At 68.5% G+C, this 16540-nt stretch carries 23 protein-coding genes; 13 read left to right on the top strand and 10 right to left on the bottom strand.

The window, feature by feature from the left end:
* Positions 1-308: 308 nt before the first annotated feature.
* Together AMK34_RS26525 and AMK34_RS26520 are read left to right on the top strand one after the other, a co-directional pair.
* Positions 309-788, top strand: a complete 480-nt coding sequence (locus AMK34_RS26525; protein ID WP_073847120.1) for a DUF2975 domain-containing protein — start codon at positions 309-311, stop codon at positions 786-788.
* A complete protein-coding gene (locus AMK34_RS26520; RefSeq protein WP_016333493.1) occupies positions 788-1000 on the top strand; it encodes a helix-turn-helix domain-containing protein in 213 nt (70 codons plus the stop codon). Before AMK34_RS26525 ends, AMK34_RS26520 begins: the two co-directional genes overlap by 1 nt.
* Here the strand turns inward: AMK34_RS26520 and AMK34_RS26515 are convergent.
* A complete protein-coding gene (locus AMK34_RS26515) occupies positions 997-2310 on the bottom strand; it encodes a cytochrome P450 (protein ID WP_073847119.1) in 1314 nt (437 codons plus the stop codon). The two genes, AMK34_RS26520 and AMK34_RS26515, sit on opposite strands and share 4 nt — an antisense overlap.
* Before the next feature lie 71 nt (positions 2311-2381).
* Between AMK34_RS26515 and AMK34_RS26510 the strand changes: the two genes are divergently transcribed.
* Positions 2382-3002 (top strand): UdgX family uracil-DNA binding protein, encoded by a 621-nt coding sequence (locus AMK34_RS26510; RefSeq protein WP_073847207.1) that lies wholly within the window; start codon positions 2382-2384, stop codon positions 3000-3002.
* 1 nt (position 3003) lies between these two features.
* On the opposite strand, the gene AMK34_RS26505 is transcribed toward AMK34_RS26510, so the two are convergent.
* Together AMK34_RS26505 and AMK34_RS26500 are read right to left on the bottom strand one after the other, a co-directional pair.
* Positions 3004-3195 carry a hypothetical protein gene (locus AMK34_RS26505; RefSeq protein WP_073847206.1) on the bottom strand — a complete coding sequence of 64 codons (192 nt, stop codon included), beginning with the start codon at positions 3193-3195 and terminating at the stop codon, positions 3004-3006.
* A gap of 118 nt (positions 3196-3313) precedes the next feature.
* The gene (locus tag AMK34_RS26500) at positions 3314-4276 is read right to left on the bottom strand and encodes a TIGR03557 family F420-dependent LLM class oxidoreductase (protein ID WP_073847205.1); all 963 of its coding nucleotides are present in this window, start codon (positions 4274-4276) and stop codon (positions 3314-3316) included.
* 111 nt (positions 4277-4387) lie between these two features.
* Here AMK34_RS26500 and AMK34_RS26495 point away from each other — a divergent pair, with 111 nt between their 5' ends.
* The 3 genes from AMK34_RS26495 (at position 4388) to AMK34_RS26485 (ending at position 6022) form a co-directional block, all read left to right on the top strand.
* Positions 4388-4720 carry a plasmid stabilization protein gene (locus AMK34_RS26495; RefSeq protein ID WP_073847118.1) on the top strand — a complete coding sequence of 111 codons (333 nt, stop codon included), beginning with the start codon at positions 4388-4390 and terminating at the stop codon, positions 4718-4720.
* A 64-nt stretch (positions 4721-4784) separates the two neighbouring features.
* Positions 4785-5237 (top strand): anti-sigma factor, encoded by a 453-nt coding sequence (locus AMK34_RS26490; RefSeq protein ID WP_073847117.1) that lies wholly within the window; start codon positions 4785-4787, stop codon positions 5235-5237.
* Positions 5234-6022 (top strand): SigB/SigF/SigG family RNA polymerase sigma factor, encoded by a 789-nt coding sequence (locus AMK34_RS26485; RefSeq protein WP_038515256.1) that lies wholly within the window; start codon positions 5234-5236, stop codon positions 6020-6022. The genes AMK34_RS26490 and AMK34_RS26485 overlap by 4 nt, the downstream gene beginning before the upstream one ends.
* 522 nt (positions 6023-6544) lie before the next feature.
* On the opposite strand, the gene AMK34_RS26480 is transcribed toward AMK34_RS26485, so the two are convergent.
* The 3 genes from AMK34_RS26480 to AMK34_RS26470 all read right to left on the bottom strand — a co-directional run bounded on the left by AMK34_RS26480 (position 6545) and on the right by AMK34_RS26470 (position 7926).
* The gene (locus tag AMK34_RS26480) at positions 6545-6874 is read right to left on the bottom strand and encodes a DUF3140 domain-containing protein (protein WP_038523725.1); all 330 of its coding nucleotides are present in this window, start codon (positions 6872-6874) and stop codon (positions 6545-6547) included.
* A 28-nt stretch (positions 6875-6902) separates the two neighbouring features.
* Complete coding sequence (locus tag AMK34_RS26475; protein ID WP_037344284.1) at positions 6903-7367, bottom strand: hypothetical protein; 465 nt, start codon at positions 7365-7367, stop codon at positions 6903-6905.
* A 97-nt stretch (positions 7368-7464) separates the two neighbouring features.
* Positions 7465-7926, bottom strand: coding sequence for an SRPBCC family protein (locus AMK34_RS26470; RefSeq protein ID WP_038515258.1), 462 nt, complete (start codon positions 7924-7926; stop codon positions 7465-7467).
* Between the two features lie 136 nt (positions 7927-8062).
* Here AMK34_RS26470 and AMK34_RS26465 point away from each other — a divergent pair, with 136 nt between their 5' ends.
* Genes AMK34_RS26465 through AMK34_RS26440 form a run of 6 tightly spaced genes read left to right on the top strand, consistent with a single transcriptional unit; the run spans position 8063 to position 12674 of the window.
* Entirely contained in the window at positions 8063-8476 is a 414-nt protein-coding gene (locus AMK34_RS26465) for a phage holin family protein (protein ID WP_038515259.1), read from the top strand.
* The gene (locus AMK34_RS26460) at positions 8473-8778 is read left to right on the top strand and encodes a DUF3618 domain-containing protein (RefSeq protein ID WP_038515260.1); all 306 of its coding nucleotides are present in this window, start codon (positions 8473-8475) and stop codon (positions 8776-8778) included. The genes AMK34_RS26465 and AMK34_RS26460 overlap by 4 nt, the downstream gene beginning before the upstream one ends.
* A complete protein-coding gene (locus AMK34_RS26455; protein ID WP_007030245.1) occupies positions 8775-9041 on the top strand; it encodes a DUF4235 domain-containing protein in 267 nt (88 codons plus the stop codon). Before AMK34_RS26460 ends, AMK34_RS26455 begins: the two co-directional genes overlap by 4 nt.
* Before the next feature lie 2 nt (positions 9042-9043).
* Positions 9044-10339 carry an NAD(P)/FAD-dependent oxidoreductase gene (locus tag AMK34_RS26450; RefSeq protein WP_073847116.1) on the top strand — a complete coding sequence of 432 codons (1296 nt, stop codon included), beginning with the start codon at positions 9044-9046 and terminating at the stop codon, positions 10337-10339.
* 11 nt (positions 10340-10350) lie between these two features.
* A complete protein-coding gene (locus AMK34_RS26445; RefSeq protein WP_073847115.1) occupies positions 10351-10854 on the top strand; it encodes a hypothetical protein in 504 nt (167 codons plus the stop codon).
* 29 nt (positions 10855-10883) lie between these two features.
* On the top strand, positions 10884-12674 hold the full coding sequence (locus AMK34_RS26440) for a thiamine pyrophosphate-requiring protein (protein ID WP_073847114.1): 1791 nt from the start codon (positions 10884-10886) through the stop codon (positions 12672-12674).
* 3 nt (positions 12675-12677) lie between these two features.
* Here the strand turns inward: AMK34_RS26440 and AMK34_RS26435 are convergent, their stop codons facing one another.
* From AMK34_RS26435 to AMK34_RS26425, 3 genes are all read right to left on the bottom strand, one after another.
* The gene (locus AMK34_RS26435; protein WP_073847113.1) at positions 12678-13439 is read right to left on the bottom strand and encodes a glucose 1-dehydrogenase; all 762 of its coding nucleotides are present in this window, start codon (positions 13437-13439) and stop codon (positions 12678-12680) included.
* 35 nt (positions 13440-13474) lie between these two features.
* Complete coding sequence (locus AMK34_RS26430) at positions 13475-14071, bottom strand: TetR/AcrR family transcriptional regulator (RefSeq protein WP_038515265.1); 597 nt, start codon at positions 14069-14071, stop codon at positions 13475-13477.
* Between the two features lie 406 nt (positions 14072-14477).
* Positions 14478-14846 carry a winged helix-turn-helix transcriptional regulator gene (locus AMK34_RS26425; RefSeq protein WP_037344271.1) on the bottom strand — a complete coding sequence of 123 codons (369 nt, stop codon included), beginning with the start codon at positions 14844-14846 and terminating at the stop codon, positions 14478-14480.
* Between the two features lie 78 nt (positions 14847-14924).
* On the opposite strand from AMK34_RS26425, the gene AMK34_RS26420 reads away from it, so the two are divergent.
* Positions 14925-15449, top strand: coding sequence for a GNAT family N-acetyltransferase (locus AMK34_RS26420; protein WP_038515266.1), 525 nt, complete (start codon positions 14925-14927; stop codon positions 15447-15449).
* Here AMK34_RS26420 and AMK34_RS26415 read toward each other — a convergent pair.
* Positions 15446-16522, bottom strand: a complete 1077-nt coding sequence (locus AMK34_RS26415) for a TetR/AcrR family transcriptional regulator (RefSeq protein WP_073847112.1) — start codon at positions 16520-16522, stop codon at positions 15446-15448. The two genes, AMK34_RS26420 and AMK34_RS26415, sit on opposite strands and share 4 nt — an antisense overlap.
* Between the last annotated feature and the right edge of the window lie 18 nt (positions 16523-16540).

Genomic DNA, 16540 nt, shown 5'->3' with positions numbered 1-16540 from the left:
CCAGACCCCGCCAGAACTCCATCCACACACATCATCATCACTGTGGCTTTCGCGACACCGCCACCTGCGAGAACGCGCCGGGAGTCCGCCCCTCACCGTAAGCCGATCGCCACCGGCCTGCCGCACTGGACGCCTGCGGCGGCAGCCTCGGTTCGAAGGCCCATCCCGCCGCAGCAACCCGGTTCAGGTGTCCCCAATGTCGCATCAGGGACGCTCAGCGTCTCAAATGCGACATTGGGAACCCCGCCCCGACCGCTCCTCGATAGCTACCGATTGACTTTCGATAGATAACGCGCGAAACTCGATGCATGCTCACAGGTCAACGGGCGGTCGCGCCCCTCCGGGTGTTCCTCGTGCTGCTCTTCGGGATCCTGGTCCTCTTCCAGACCATGTCCCTGCCCGGCCAGTTCGCGCACATGGCACGGCAAGATCCGGAAATGGCGTACCTGCGCTGGCCCGCGACGGCGGTCTCCGTCTTCTGGGTGCTGTGCGTCCAGGTCGTGGTCGTCGCCACCTGGCAACTGCTCTCCCTGGTCAAGAAGGACCGCATCTTCACCGAAGCGTCCTTGAGATGGGTGGACGCCATCGTCTGGGCGATCCTCGCGGGCTGGGTCGTGCTGGCGGGCGTGTTCCTCTACGTCGGCTTCAACGCCGACGACCCCGGCCTGCCGCTGCTGTTGTTCCTGGCGTTGATCGGCGTCGCCGTGCTGGGCCTGCTCATGATCGTGATGCGTACGCTGCTGCGGCAGGCCACCACCCTGCGCTCCGACCTCGAACAGGTGATCTGATGCCGATCGTCGTCCGCATCGACGTCGAACTGGCCAAGCGCAAGCTGAGCGTCGGCGAGTTCGCCGAACTCGTCGGGCTCACCCCGGCGAACGTCGCGGTGCTGAAGAACGGCCGCGCCAAGGCCGTCCGGTTCAGCACGCTCGAAGCGATGTGCCGGGTGCTCGAATGCCAGCCGGGAGACCTGCTCGAGTGGGTCCCGGACGAGCCTTAAGCCGTCGAGAACTTCAGGTGGAAGTTGTCCAGCGTCGCCGGCAACGGCCGCTCCGGCCCGAGGACGGCACCGGAGGTCAGTTCGAAACGGCGACCCTTGATCAACCACGCCAGCATCGTGCTCGCGCAGAACAGCACGAGATCCCGGCCGGGGCAGATGGCGGGACCGGCACTGAACGGGACCAGCGCGGGATTCGCCGCCGCGCTGCCGTCCAGCCAGATCCCGGGTTCGAACCGGTCGGCGTAGGGCAGCGATTCGGGATCGCGGTGGAAGAACGGGGTGAAGATCAGCACTGTGGTCCCGGCAGGTCCCCACGCCGTCTCGGCCGTGCTTTCGCGCAGCAGCGCGGGAGTGGTCGGCCACAGCCGGACCGATTCGAGGGCGCAGGCGCGCAGGTACGGGAACTGGCCGGGCACGGTCAGGTCGGCGTCCGCGACCTCCTCGTCGGCGCGTTCCCGGGCGGCCGGGTGGGTGGCCAGCAGCGCGAGCGCGCGGAAGGTGACGATCCCGGCGGCGTCGAAGGCGAAGAGCCAGTGGGCGACCTGGTCCGCGACGACCTCCATCGTCCGCTCGCCCGCCGGGCCCGCCGCCGCGATGGCCTCGGCGAGGCTCCCCGGCTCCGCCCGTTCCAGATGGCCGATGAGCCGCGTGCGGAACTGATCGTGGAGCCGGTCGCGCCGCGGGTGCGCGTACGCCCAGTTCCCGTCCTTCCGCAGCCGCGCGAGCATGTCGGTGAGACCGTCGTCGCCCGCCGCGGACTCGCCGAGCGTGACCCGGCGGACGATCCGCCACCAGGCCACGGTGAAGGTGTCCCAGTCCAGCGTGCCGCCGTCCCAGAGCGACGCCGCCTCCTCGCCGATCGCCGCGGCGAAAGGGCCCGCCAAGTCGTGCAACGGCTTGCCCGGTTCGAGGACTTCCTCGTTGAACTCGCGGCGCGGAGCCCGCTCCACCGCGTCCGAGACGAGGACGCCGTGGGGCTGGAAATGTCCGAGCGCCGCCCGCTTCTCCTTGGTCGACGGGCTGAACGGGACCGGCGCGGCGGCGAGCACGTCACCGACGTCGTCCCCCGACAGCGCCAGATCGATCGTCCGGCCGGGCACCCGTAGCCGCAGCGGCCCCGGGCCGTATTGGGACCGGAGCCGGCACAAGAGCCGCACGGCGGGACGGTCCAGCTGGAGTTTCTGCGCCGCGGCCAGCCCGAGCGGGCGCCGTTTGATCACCCCGCCGGCGAGCGTGGGCAGCACGACCCGCAGCGCGACACGCACGGTGTCCTGGACGGAAGCGATGGCCGGTTCGGTCGTAGTCGCCATGGCGAAGGGCTACCCGGCCCGGCACGCGCGTAATCGGTTTGTCCCACGGCCGGGCGGGGCATCCGGCCTCCATGGCGACCAAGGCACCCGGGGCGGATCCGCCCGAGACCGCCGACCTGGGCGAGCTGCGTTCGGCGGCGTCCGGCTGCCGCGGCTGCGACCTCTACCGCGACGCCACCCAGACCGTCTTCGGCGAGGGCCCCCGCGCGGCGGAGATCATGGTGGTCGGCGAACAACCGGGTGACCAGGAGGATCGGCAGGGCGCCCCGTTCGTGGGGCCCGCGGGGCGGCTGCTCGACCGGGCGCTCGACGAAGCGGGCTTCGACCGCCGGAAGATCTACGTCACCAACGCGGTCAAGCATTTCAAGTTCAACCGCGACGAACGCGGCAAGCGGCGGATCCACAAGACTCCGTCGAAGACCGAGATCGTCGCCTGCCGTCCGTGGCTGCACGCCGAACTGGCGGCGGTCCGACCGGAGCTGCTGATCTTCCTCGGCGCGACGGCGGCGAAGGCGCTGCTGGGCGACGACTTCCGCATCACGCGCAGCCGCGGCGAGCGGATCGATCTCGCCGAGTTCGCCACCACCGCGGTCGCCACGGTGCATCCGTCCGCGGTCCTGCGCGCGCCGGATCGCGACGAGGCCTACCAGGCCTTCGTCGCGGATCTCGTGGCGGCGCGCGGCGACCGCTGAATCAAGCCACTTCGGAACTGCTGCCACTGTCGTGCAGGCCCAGCATGTCCAGCAGGGTCGCACAGTCTTCGGGGCTCTTGGCCCGCGAAGCCACGGCGAGAGCCGCCCTCCGACGGATGGCCTCCTGCTCCGGTGTGTCCTGGCCTTCCGGCAGCAGGTCCGGCACCGGATGAAGTCCTAGTTCGTTGTGCATCGGTTCCCCCTTGGCTGAAGGATGACGTGACTGCTTGGTACCCGCGTTCGCGGGTTTGAACACAGGTGTCCCCGTTCGGGTGCGCAGAGACACAGAGCGACTGCTCCGTCCGTGTGAATCAGCTCCGCAGCGCCGGGAGCAGGGTGTCTTCGGCGAAGCGCAGGAAGCCTTCTTGCTGGTCGCCACCGATCTGGATCAACGCCAGATCGGTGAACCCGGCCACCTCGAATTCACCCGCCCGCTTCACGATCCCGTCCACGTCGGGCCCGCACGGGATCGCCGCGGCGACGTCGTCCGGCGTGACGAACTGGGTGGCACCGGCGAAACCGGCGGGCCCCGGCAGTTCGGCGTTGACCTTCCACCCGCCGCCGAACCAGCGGAACTGCTCGTGCGCCCGCCGGATCGCGGCGTCGCGATCCTCGCCCCAGGACACCGGCAGCTGCGCGATCTTCCTGGTGGGCGGGCCGAGTTTGGTGGCGTCCCACTCCCGGCTCAGGGATTCGTCCGGCTCCACCGCGATCATCGCGTCGGCGATCGGCGCGAACCGGGTCACCGACTGCGACCCGGACACCGCGACCGCGAGCGGCACGCGCTGCTCCGGCAGGTCCCAGAGTTTCGCCGAGTCCACCCGGAAGTGGTCACCCTTGTAGTTGAAGTAGCCGCCGTCGAAGAGCCCGCCGATGATCTGGACCGCTTCGGCCAGCATCTCGTGGCGGACGTTCGCCGGCGGCCAGCCGCGGCCGACGACGTGCTCGTTGAGGTTCTCCCCCGCGCCGAGCCCAAGGGTGAACCGGCCGTCCGACAACGCCTGGACGGTCGCCGCCTTCTGCGCCACCACCGCCGGGTGATAGCGCATGGTCGGGCACGTCACGAAGGTCATCAGTTCGACCCGTTCGGTGCTCTGAGTGACCGCACCCAGCACGCTCCACGCGTACGGCGAATGCCCCTGCTCGTCGAGCCACGGCGAATAGTGGTCGCTCATCACCTCGAAGTCGAACCCCGCCTTCTCACCTCCGGCGGCGTAGCCCACCAGGTCCTTCGGTCCGGCCTGTTCGGTCATGAGTGTGTAGCCGATGCGCATCGAAGCCTCCTTCGCGTCGACCTCCGCGTACCCGTCCGTTCCCGGGATCAACCGGACGTTTATCCGGCGAATCGAACGGGGTACCTGATCCGAAGAAGGAGAGGAGCCGCGATGCCGCAGCAGGCTTGGAGCGACAAACGAGAACGTCAGTACGAGCACATCAAGGATTCGGCGAAGGACCGGGGCGCGAGCACCGACCGGGCCGAGGAGATCGCCGCGCGGACGGTCAACAAGAACCGCGCGCAGGCGGGCGAGGCACGCGAGGCCAGCCGTACGTCCCTGGGGGACATGTCACCGCAGCGGCGTGGTGGCAAGCGGTCCGGGAACCGGCTGGGCCCGAACGGGCCGACGAAGGACCAGCTCTACAACGAGGCGAAGCAGCGCAACGTCGAGGGCAGGTCGAAGATGTCCAAAAAGGAGCTTCAACGAGCTCTGGGCCGTTGAGCACGCGTCACGCGGCGGATCCCCGTCGCGGTCATCCCACGGCCAAGGACGGATGGATTTCGTAATGGACGCATACGGGCGGGGCGGCCTGACCCCGCAGACCAGGTCCCAGTCGGACGGCCTGTCCGACCGGGTCGAACTTCGTCTGCCCGCCGAGGCGGAGCAGATCCCTCTCGTCCGCACGCTCACCCACGGTGTGGTGGCCCGCGCGGACTTCGGCTTGGACGCCATTTCAGACGCGAAGATGGCCGTCGACGAAGCCTGTTCCCAACTTGTCCAGCCCGCGGAACTGGGAGCCGTTCTTTGCTGTGTCTTCCACGAGATACCGGAAGGAATCGCCGTCTCGATCTCGACGCGGACGAGCAGGCCCTATCTGCCGAGCGAGACGACCTTCGGCTGGCACGTCTTGACGACCTTGACCGGGTCGGTGACCGCACGCTGCGAACCGATCCCCGGCGAACTGGGGGGCACGACGACGATCGAGCTCGTCCTGGCCCCGGGAACGAGCGACGGGTGAGTGGCGAGCGCAAGACACTCACCCGGCAGGCTGACGACTACGCCCACTGCGAGCCCCTCTTCGAGGAGTTGTCGTCGCTGCCAGAGGACTCTCCGCGCCGCCAAGAGCTGCGTGCCCGGCTCGTCACCGAGCTCCTGCCGCTCGCCGAGCACATCGCCACCAGGTTCTCCGGCCGGGGCGAACCCCGCGAGGACCTGGTGCAGGTGGCGCGGATCGGCCTGATCAACGCGGTCGACCGGTTCGATCCCGGCCGTGGGCACGACTTCCTCTCGTTCGCCGTGCCCACGGTGATGGGTGAGGTCCGGCGTCACTTCCGGGACACCGGCTGGTCGGTCCGGGTACCGCGGCGGCTCAAGGAACTCCACGTCTCGCTCAGCCAGGGCACGGCGGCGCTGTCGCAGCGGCTCGGCCGCGCGCCGACGCCGACCGAACTCGCCGAATACCTGGGGCTCGAGGTCAACGACGTCCGCGAAGGGCTGCTGGCCGGCCAGGCGTACCAGACGTTGTCGGTCGACAAACCGGTCCACGACAACGCCACGGAGGCCCTCTCTCTCGCCGACACGATCGGCGAGGAGGACCACGAGATGGCGTTGGTGGAGACCCACGAGGCGCTGCAACCGCTGCTGCGGGAACTCCCGAAGCGCGAACGCGCGATCCTCGTCATGCGGTTCTTCGGCGGCTACACCCAGACGCAGATCGCGGAACGCATCGGCATCTCGCAGATGCACGTTTCCCGGCTCCTGTCGCAGACGCTGGAACAGCTGCGCGGGAAGCTCTCGGAGTAGCACCGAACGGCGATCACGCGTGATTGGAGACCGAACACGCGTGATCGGGGGCGTAACTCTCTGATCCGCCCCCAATCACGCGTGTTCCGGCTCTGATCACGCGTGTTCCGGCTCCAAGCACAACGTGAAGGCCCCCTTCACTGCGTTCAGCGCCAGGGCCCCGGTAAAGTCGCATAAGCGCTGGTCAAGCGGCGACCAAGGGAAGCTCGTCACCCTGTTCCCCCACACATCGCTCGACCGTCCACAGAGGACACCCGCCAAGGTGACCATGCCCGATTTGGGCGTTTTCCGGGGTGGTCGTGAGTGTTTTTGGTCGTTCTAACGACAATCGCCACTCACGACCCACTCAAAAACCGTGCAAATAAGAATCAAAAGGACATTTATCCGCCTGGTGGCGTCCTTTGTGGACGGAAACCGGGTGAACCTCCTGTCATCCGCCGTACGCCGAGAGCGCTTATGCGACTTTGAAGGCCCCCTTCACTGCGTCCAGCGCAAAGAAGGGGGCCTTCACGAGACAAAGACCTACGCGGGTTTCAGCGGATCGTGCCCCACCGACATCAGCTTGTGCCGCCAGTGCGCCTGGCCCGCGACCGGTTCCAGGTCGTCGCGCCGCTCGTCCGTCACCCGGCGGACGACCGAGCGCATCACCCGCTCGTCCTCGGCGGTGAGGTCGGTCCGGCGCTTGCCGAGGATGCCCAGCACATGCCGCCCGGTCGGCGTCCCCGCCTGGTCCGGCAGTACTTCGTCTTCGTCGTCGGCCGACCGCGTACGCAGCCAGTCGGCCAGTTCCCGCGAGGTCATGTTGACCACGCGATGGAATTCTTCCCACAGTTCGTCATCGATCTCGTGCACGGCGAAACCTCCTGCCAGCACTCGACTTCTACGGCGTCGTGTACGGCGCCTGGTGTTCGATCGACGGGCTCGCCGCCGGGTAACGGCCATCCTGCCCGGGCACCGGCGTCACGGTCGTGCCCTGCTGTTCGGGCTCGACGCGCTGCCGGGGACGGTTGATGACCGCTTCGGCCTCCTGCTCACCACGGATCCGCGAGAGCACGCTGAGCGTGATCGCGTGGGCGATGGCCAGTACCAGCAGCAGAACACCGAGCCTGCCCACCACACCGGGCAGGTCGCTGCCCCCGATGTCGATGGTCGACAGCAGCGCCAAGACACCCAACGTCGCGAGGTGGAACAACACCGTCACGAGCCAGGTCATGGACGCGCCCGCGGCCGGATCCCCGTGGGAACCCCGCAGGTAGCGCTTACCGCTCTGGTAGATGATCAGACCGTCGAGCATGACCAGCGCCACCCCGATGACGAGGAAGGCCACGTATGCGTTGGTAGTCATGCCGGAACGCTCCCTTCGTAATGGACCTCACCCCATGAGATACCCGGGACCTCCCCCTGGAAAACGCCGTCTTCCAGGGGGAGGTCCCGGGTGATGGTCAGCTGCCGGGGCGGTCCACGTCACCGCGCCACGCGCCCGACTCGCGGCCGCGGCTTTCGATGAAGTCCTTGAACCGCTTCATGTCGCCCTTGATGCGGCGGTCGAGTACGCCGAGTTTGTCGGCGACGTTCTCGGCGAAGCCTTCCGGGTCGATCTCCATCTGCGCCGTGACACGGGTCTTGTTGTCGTCCAGGCGATGGAAGGTGATGACGCCCGCATGGTCGGGACCGGAGTCCGAGGTCCACGCGACACGTTCGTCGGGATGTTGTTCGGTGATCGTCGCGTCGAATTCCCGGCTCACCCCACCGAATTTGGTCACCCAGTGGGTGTGGGTCGCGTCGATCTGACGGATCTCTTCGACACCTTCCATGAACTGCGGGAAGCTCTCGAACTGAGTCCACTGGTTGTACGCGGTCTTCACCGGGACTTCGACGTCCACCATTTCGGTGATCGTGCTCATGCATCCTCCTGTCGGTTGGGTGCTTTTCGAGCCGGCACTCCCCGGCTACCCGGCGCTCAGTGGAGCGAAACACGCTGTGATTGACCCGCCGGACGGCCGGGTACCCGGCGGGCAGAACGCTCCGAGGAGGTGCCCCATGATCGAAGAGACCCACCGGAAGCCGCCCGAGGAAAGGTCGGTCGGCGAACTGGTTTCCGATCTCGGTGACGAGGTCAAACACCTGGTCCGCGACGAGATGCGGCTCGCCGTGTTCGAGTTGCAGGGCAAGGGCAAGAAAATGGGGGTCGGCGCCGGATTGTTCGGCGCGGCGGGTATTTTCGCGCTCTTCGGCCTGGCGACGCTGATCACCGCGGTGGTGCTGGCCCTCGCCTTGGTCATGCCCGCGTGGCTGGCGGCCGTGGTGACGGGCGCGGCGCTCCTGCTGATCGGCGGTCTTTCCGCGCTCGTCGGCAAGAAGGAGGTCACGAGCGCGACCCCGCCGGTGCCGGAAGAAGCCATCGAGGGTGTCCGCGACGATGTCGACACCGTCAAGCAAGGAGTGCGCTCATGAGCGATTTCCCCAAGAACGCCGAAGAAGCCCGCGCCGATCGTGACGTGACGCGCGAAGAACTCACCGAGACCCTCGACGCGCTGGGCAAGAAGATGGACGTCAAGGCGAGGGTGAACGACAACCTCGACGCGAAGGTCGATCAAGCCAGCGCGAAGATTTCCGACAAGGTTTCCGAGCCCGCGGCCGACAAGTTCCGCCAGGGCACCGAAATCGTCCGTGCCAATCCCCTGCCGATCTTCGCCGGCGTGCTCGCGCTGCTCGTCACGATCCGGCTGATCCTGCGAAAGAGGTCTTCGTCGTGAACAAGGTTCTCTACAAACCGCTGAACATGGTCGTGAGCGCCGCGGGCGGTGTCCTCGCCGGGATCGCGTTCAAACAGATCTGGAAACGCGTGAGCGGTGAAGAAGACGCGCCGAACGCCACCGACCGCGATTTCACCTGGACCCAGGTGATCGTCGCGGCCGCCGCGCAGGGCGCGATCTTCGGTGCGGTGAAGGCCGCCACCGAACGGGCGGGCGCGGTCGGCTACCGCAAGGCGACCGGCGACTGGCCCACGGAGGACTGACGATGCGCGTTGTGATCATCGGAGGCGGCTTCGCCGGGTACAACGCGGCGAAGACCCTGCTCAAATCGGTCGGCGACGACACCGAGATCGTGGTGCTGAACCCGACCGACTATTTCCTCTATCTTCCCTTGCTCCCCGAAGTCGCCGCCGGGATCTTGGAACCGCGGCGGATCTCGGTGTCCATTCCGGGCACGCTGCGCGGGGTGCGCCTCGTGCTCGGCACGGCGACCTCCGTCGACTTCGACGGCCGCAGCGTGGCCTACACCGACCCGGAAGACCGCGAGCACCACCTCGGCTACGACCGCCTGGTGCTCGCCGCGGGCAGTGTCAACAAACTGCTGCCGATCCCCGGCGTGCCGGAATACGCCCACGGTTTCCGTGGCCTGCCCGAAGCCCTGTACCTGCGGGACCACGTCACGCGACAGATCGAGCTCGCCGCCTCCGCGAAGGATCCGGCCGAGCGCGACGCGCGCTGCACGTTCGTCGTGGTCGGCGCCGGGTACACCGGCACGGAGGTCGCCGCGCAGGGGCCGGCGTTCACCGCCGCGCTCGCCGCCCGGCACCCCGAACTGAAGGATCAGAAGATCCGGTGGCTGCTGCTGGATCTGGCCGACCGGGTCCTGCCGGAACTCGACCGGCGGCTCGGCACCACCGCGGACGAGGTGTTGCGCGCACGCGGTGTCGAGGTGCTGATGAAGACGTCGATCGAGGACGCCGGGCAAGACGGGGTCACCCTGACCTCCGGTGAATCCGTGCCGACCCACACCCTGGTGTGGTGCGTCGGCGTCCGGCCGGATCCGCTCATCGAGGACCTGGGGCTGAAGACCGCCAAGGGCAGGCTGGTCGTGACGGCGCAGCTGAACGTCCCCGGGCGGCGCGACGTCTACGCGTGCGGAGACGCGGCGGCCGTGCCGGATCTGACCAGGCCCGGCGAGTACACGCCGATGACGGCCCAGCACGCCGAACGGCAGGGCAAGCTCGCCGGCAAGAACGTGGCGGCGTCACTCGGACACGGGTCGCACGGCACGTACCGGCACCACGACCTCGGCTTCGTCGTCGACCTCGGCGCCCACCAGGCGGCCGCGAATCCCTTGCACGTCCCGCTTTCCGGGCTCGCCGCGAAGGCGGTCACCCGCGGCTATCACCTGCTCGCCATGCCGGGCAACCGGCTGCGGACCGCCACCGACTGGGCCTTGGACGCGGTGACGAAACGGCAGACCGTCCAATTAGGACTCGTCCGATCGGGTTCGGTGCCGCTGGACACGGATTCCCCCGAACTCCCCCGCACGAACTGCTAGAGGAGACGCCCATGGCCGCCGAATCCGATCCCGTCCGCGCCGAAGGGCCCTCAGTGGTCACCGAGGGCGGTGACGAAGCGGCCAAACTGCTGGTCCTCGACCCCGCGGGCGAGGGGAAGCACGGTGAACTCCCGGCCACATGGCGGCCGCTCGCGGCCCGGCGTCAGGTCATCTGGTGCAGGCTGCCCGTCGACGGCGCCCTCAGCCAGGCCGAAGACGTCCTCGGCGACGCGGAACCCGGCGGCCCGCCGATCGACGTGGTGGCCGCCGGCGACTCGGCCGCGGACGCGCTGCGGCTGGCCGAACGCCATCCCGGCGCCGCGTCCCACGTCCTGCTGGTCGACCCGGTACCGGACGAATCCTCCGAACTGGCCGAACGGGTGCGCTCCGGCGGGACCGCGGTGGACGTGCTGCCCCACAGCACCGGCGAGCCGTACAACCGGATCCCGCCGCCGCTGCCGCTCGGGCATCCCGACGTCGTCGCAGGGGTCACCAAGATCCTCGAGGACGTTTAGCCGCCGGGACGGGGCGGTATCCGGCGCCCATGAGCGAAACCGTTGCGGACCATGTTCTGACCAGGCTGCGCGAATGGGACGTGGAGCAGGTCTTCGCCTATCCCGGCGACGGCATCAACGGGCTGGTGACCGCGTTCGGCGCGGCGGAGAACAAGCCCCGTTTCGTGCAGACGCGCCACGAGGAGATGGCGGCGTTCGCGGCCGTCGGATACGCGAAGCTGAGCGGGCGGCCCGGTGTCTGCATGGCGACGTCCGGCCCGGGGGCGATCCACCTGCTCAACGGCCTCTACGACGCCAAACTCGACCACGTGCCGGTGGTGGCGATCGTCGGGCAGACCGCGCGCAGCGCGATGGGCGGCAGCTACCAGCAGGAGGTGGACCTGCAGGCGCTGTTCAAGGACGTCGCGAGCGAATACCTCGTCGAGGTGAACGTCCCCGAACAACTGCCGAACGCCCTCGACCGCGCCCTCCGCACGGCCATCGCCCAGCGCGCGCCCACGGCGCTGATCATCCCGGCGGATCTGCAGGAGGAGACCTATCAGCCGCCGCAGCACGAGTTCAAACACGTGCCGTCCTCCCCGCCCGATCACCCGCGGGCCAGCGTCATCCCGCCGTCGGACGAGGTCGCCCGCGCGGCCGAGGTACTGAACGCGGGCGAGAAGGTCGCGATCCTCGTCGGGCAGGGTGCGCGCAACGCCGTCACCGAGGTGCGCGAGGTGGCCGGGCTCACCGGTGCCGGAGTGGCGAAAGCGTTGCTGGGCAAGGATGTCCTGCCCGACGACCTGCCGTACGTCACCGGCTCCATCGGGCTGCTCGGCACGCGGCCGACGTACGAGATGATGCGGGACTGCGACACGCTCCTGATCGTCGGCTCGAACATGCCGTACGCGCAGTTCCTGCCGGAATTCGGCCAGGCGCGAGCGGTCCAGATCGACATCGATCCCCGCTTCCTCGGGCTGCGCTATCCGACCGAGGTCAATCTCCTCGGCGACGCGAAGGGCACCTTGCAGCAACTGATCCCGTTGCTGGAAGGGAAATCCGAGCGCGGCTGGCGCGAGCGGATCGAGAAGAACGTCGGCGAATGGCAGGAGACGCTGACCCGGCAGGCGATGCTGGAAGCGGAACCGGTCAATCCGATGCGGATCGTGCACGAACTTTCCGAGCGGATCCCCGAGGACGCCATCGTCACCGCCGACTCCGGTTCGGCCACCAACTGGTACGCCAGGAACCTCCGGATGCGCGGCCGCATGCGGGGCACGCTTTCCGGCACCCTCGCGACGATGGGTTCCGGTGTCCCCTACGCGATCGGCGCGAAATTCGCCCATCCCGACCGGCCGGTGATCGCGCTGGTCGGCGACGGCGCGATGCAGATGAACGGGATGGCGGAACTGCTGACCATCGCCCGGTACCGCGAACTGTGGACGGATCCGCGGTGCGTCATCTGCGTGTTCCACAACGGTGATCTGAACCAGGTCACCTGGGAACTGCGCGCCATGGGCGGCGCGCCGAAGTTCGAGCCGTCGCAGACCTTGCCGGAAGTGTCCTATTCGGACTTCGCGCTGGAGATCGGCCTGGGCGGGATCGCCGTCGACGATCCCACCCGGCTCGGCGAGGCGTGGGACGTCGCGCTGTCGACCGACGTGCCGACCGTGCTCGACGTCCGCTGCGATCCCGAGGTGCCGCCGATTCCGCCGCACGCGACCTTCGAGCAGGTGAAGTCGATGACCGAAGCCGTGCTCAAGGGCGAACCCGATGCCTGGCACCTGCTGACGCAGGGCATCAAGACGAAGATGCAGGAGCTGTTGCCCTCGCGCCGCTGAGGTTCACGCGCTGGCGCCGCCGTCGAGGACGATGTCGTGCCCCACGACGTACGCGGACTCGTCGGAAGCCAGCCAGAGGACCGCCGCGGCGATCTCCTCGACCGCGCCGATCCGGCCGAGCGGGATGACCGCGCCGAGCCGGGCGGCGCGGTCGGCCTCGGACTCGCCGGGCCGGAACGACATACCGGTGTCGGTGGCGCCGGGGCTGACCGCGTTGATCCGGATGCCCTCGGCGATGTGGTCACGGGCGGCGGTCCGGGTCAGCACGTCCACAGCGGCCTTCGAGGCGGCGTACGCGGCCATTCCCGGCAGGCGGTGGTGCGAGCCGACGTTGGACGACATGTTGACGATGGCTCCCCCACCGCCCTTCCGCATCTGGGCGATCTCGTGCTTCATGGACAGCCAGGTGCCCGTGAGGTTCGTCCGCACGACGGCGTCGAAGCCGTCTTCGTCGAGATCCGCCGTCGGCGCGGGGCTGCCGAGGACGCCGGCGTTGTTGAACGCGATGTCGAGTTTGCCGTGCCTCCGCACGGTCTCGGCGACGAGACGCTCGACTTCGGAGCCGACACTCACGTCCGCGGTCACCGCGTCGGCCGTTCCGCCGTCCGCCTCGATCTCCTTCACGGTCTGACGCAGCTTCTCGCCGTCTCGCCCGGAAACGACCACCTGAGCACCTTCGCGCGCGAAGGCCGCCGCCGTGGCGCGCCCGATCCCGGATCCTCCGCCGGTGACCAGGACGACCTTGCCGTTGAATCGTTTCCCCACAGTAGTTACCACTTTCTGGTCCGATCGTTCCATTATCAGTGTTTGCGAGCGGCTTCGAGAACCGCGATGGCCTGCCTCGCCGTCGCCTTGGCCCGCGCCGCGGGATCCGGCCCCTTGCTCAGCACCCGCATGCCCTGCAGGACGGTGAGCAGGAAGCCGGCCAGCTCTTCCGGGTCGGCGGAGGCGTCGAGTTCGCCCTGCGCCTTCGCGCGGCTCAACGCCATCCGCACCGCCAGTTCGAGCGCGTCCCAGCTGCGCTCGATCACCCGCACGACCTCGGGGTCCTTCGGCATCATCTCCATGGCGGCGTTGACCACGAAACAGCCTTTGCGACCCGATTCGCCCAGGATTTCGGCGAGATAGCGGTCGATGAGCCGTCGGACTCCCGCCAGCGCCGGCCCTGGCCCGGCGAAGTCCTCGACGAACCGCTCGTTGCCCCGGGCGATGTAGCGATTCAAGGCCGTCAGGTACAGCTCGTGCTTGGTGCCGAAGGTCGCGTACAGACTCGCCTTGCCGATGCCGAGCTCGGCGACCAGGTCACTGACGGAGGTGGCTTCGTAGCCTTGCCGCCAGAACAGCTCCAGTGCGGCTTCGCAGGCCGCGTCGACGTCGAATTCCTTCACCCGGGACATGACAGGAGCTTAACCGTATCTGGACCGATCGGTCAATAAGCGAGTTCGCCACGAGTCGTCCGCCTGGACACGCGTGTCGTCCGTCTGATCACGCGTGCCGTCCCTGCGGTCACGCGAAACCGCCCGGAGACGCAGCGAAAGCCCCTTCAGCACAGCTGACAAGCGCGACGCCTTTGCCTGAACCGTCCTCACCACTCACGAGGCCTGGGCTGTCCTCTGCGCGTCTTCCAAGGCTCCCAAACGGGACGCGTTGCGAAAGCCACTTTCGCAACGTTGAAGGTTGCGAAAGTGGCTTTCGCGACCTTCGCGCCGCCTCGAAGCCGAGCCTGCGGGAAGCCGGTGTTCCCAATGCCTCATTTGAGTCGCTGAGCGTCTCAAATGAGGCATTGGGAACACCACCAGCCGCTCAACTACCGGCGTCGTAAGCCGACCGCGCCTCTTCCACCTTCGGCAGGTTCTCCGTCGACCAGTCCGCGAGAGTCGCGAACAGCGGCGCCAGGCTCCGCCCGAGGTCGCTGATCTCGTACTCGACCCGGGGCGGCACCTCGGCGTGATAGGTCCGGGTGATCAGACCGTCGCGTTCCAGTTGTCGCAGCCGTTGCGTCAGCACCTTCGGCGTGATCGTGCCGATGCGCCGCTCGAGTTCGACGAACCGCTGCCTGCCGAATTCGTTGAGCGCCCACAGGATCGGCGTGGTCCAGCGGCTGAAGACGAGGTCGACCACCGGGGCGATCGGGCAGGCCTGGTCGGGTGTGGTCGAGGCGTCGGCGCGCATGAGGCCAAGGTACGCGGGTTGCCGAGTTGTCATGATCCGGACACCCCATGACCCCACCTGTGCGCGTAACGTTCTGTTATGGACTTGACCACCGAAAGGCTCGTCGTCCGTGATTGGTCCGAGGACGACGCCGAAGCCGCGCTGGCGATCTACGGCACCACCGACGTGACCCGTTGGCTCACCCCGGCGATGGACCGGGTGACCGACGCGGCGGCCATGCGTTCGGTTCTGCAGGCCTGGCAGCAGGCGCAGCCGAATCTCGTGCCGCCGCGCGGGAGATGGGCGGTGCAGCGCAAGGAAGACGGCATGGTCGTCGGCGGGCTCGGCATCCATCTGCTGCCACCGTACGAAGAGGACCTGGAGATCAGCTGGCAGCTGCATCCGGACGCGTGGGGCGAGGGTTACGCCTCCGAGGCCGCCCGTGCGCTGATCGGCTGGGCGTTCACCCAGGACACGGACGAACTCTTCGCCGTCGCCCGCCCGAACAACACGCGTGCCATCGCGACCGCGAAACGGCTCGGCATGGTGTGGGTCGGGGAAACCGACAAGTACTACGGGCTGCGCCTGCAGGTGTACCGGATCCGCCACACGGACACGATCTAGGCACTGTCCACACGGGACACTTCGCCCGAGACGGCGTGCCCCGCGCCGCGGCCGTCCGCGGTGGCGACGATCCTGCCCCGTTCGACCCGGATCGCGGCCTCGGTCTCGTCGCTGACCGCGAGCACCCCCGCCGCGGCCGCCAGTGTCCCGGTCACGTCGCACACCACGCGCACGCCCGGCCACGACGATTCCGGGAAGGCCTGCCGCAGGCCGCCGCACAGTTCCGCGACGATCAGCCGGGTCAGCGGCACCAGCTCGTCGGGATCACTCGTCACGGCGACGACGGTGACGTCGCGACCCGAGGCGCGGACGGCTTCTTCCGCGGCGGCCAGCCGATGGGTGCCCAGTACGACGACGACGCCGTCGCCGGGCACGAAGGATTCGGCGCGTACGAGGTCGACGGCCCCGGGCGGTGACCACGGCCGGTCGGCGGCCTGCGCCGTGGGCACGATCACCGGCGGCGCCCACCAGTCGTTGAAAGCCAGCCCGGCCAGCCGTTCGCACGCGCTCACGACATCGAAGGGCTCGACGAGCCCCGGCGCGGTGGCCGCCAGCTGGCCGGCGCCGTACAGCGTGGTCAGCACGGTCTCCGCGAGCCGGACCCGGCGCGGGATCGGCGATCCCGCTGTCCGCTCCGGCGGGTCGAGGCGCTCCAGCGCGAGCCCGAGCAGGAGCCCGTTGAGCTTCACCAGCTGGGCGAACGGGCGCCGGGCGTGCTCGTCCGCGAGGACCTCGGGCATCAGGTCGCGGGCCAGACCCGCCTGATCGTCGTCCAGGGGAAGCGCCGCCACCCGAGCCCTGGCCAGCGCGCCCAGCGCACCTTCGAGCGTCTCGCCGGGCACGGAGTGCGGCGCGCCGGCGGATCGTTCGGCCAGCTCGGCGAGGACGGCGAAGTACAGCGCGCGTTTCCCCGGGAAGTTCGAGTAGACCGCCCCCCGGGTGAGTTCCGCCCGTTCGGCGATGACGTCGATCTTGGCGTCGCGGAAGCCTTGCTCCGCGAACTCGTCGCGCGCGGCGGCCAGCACCTTCGCGCGATTGCGCTCCTGCGTCTCCGCCCTGCTCAGCCGGACCATCGGCCTCCCGTCAGCCAG

It is taken from the genome of Amycolatopsis sp. CB00013 (genome assembly GCF_001905755.1).
Classification (GTDB): domain Bacteria; phylum Actinomycetota; class Actinomycetes; order Mycobacteriales; family Pseudonocardiaceae; genus Amycolatopsis; species Amycolatopsis japonica.
Note: the sequence above shows the minus strand (reverse complement) of the source record. Positions and strands in the feature narration are given on the sequence as shown.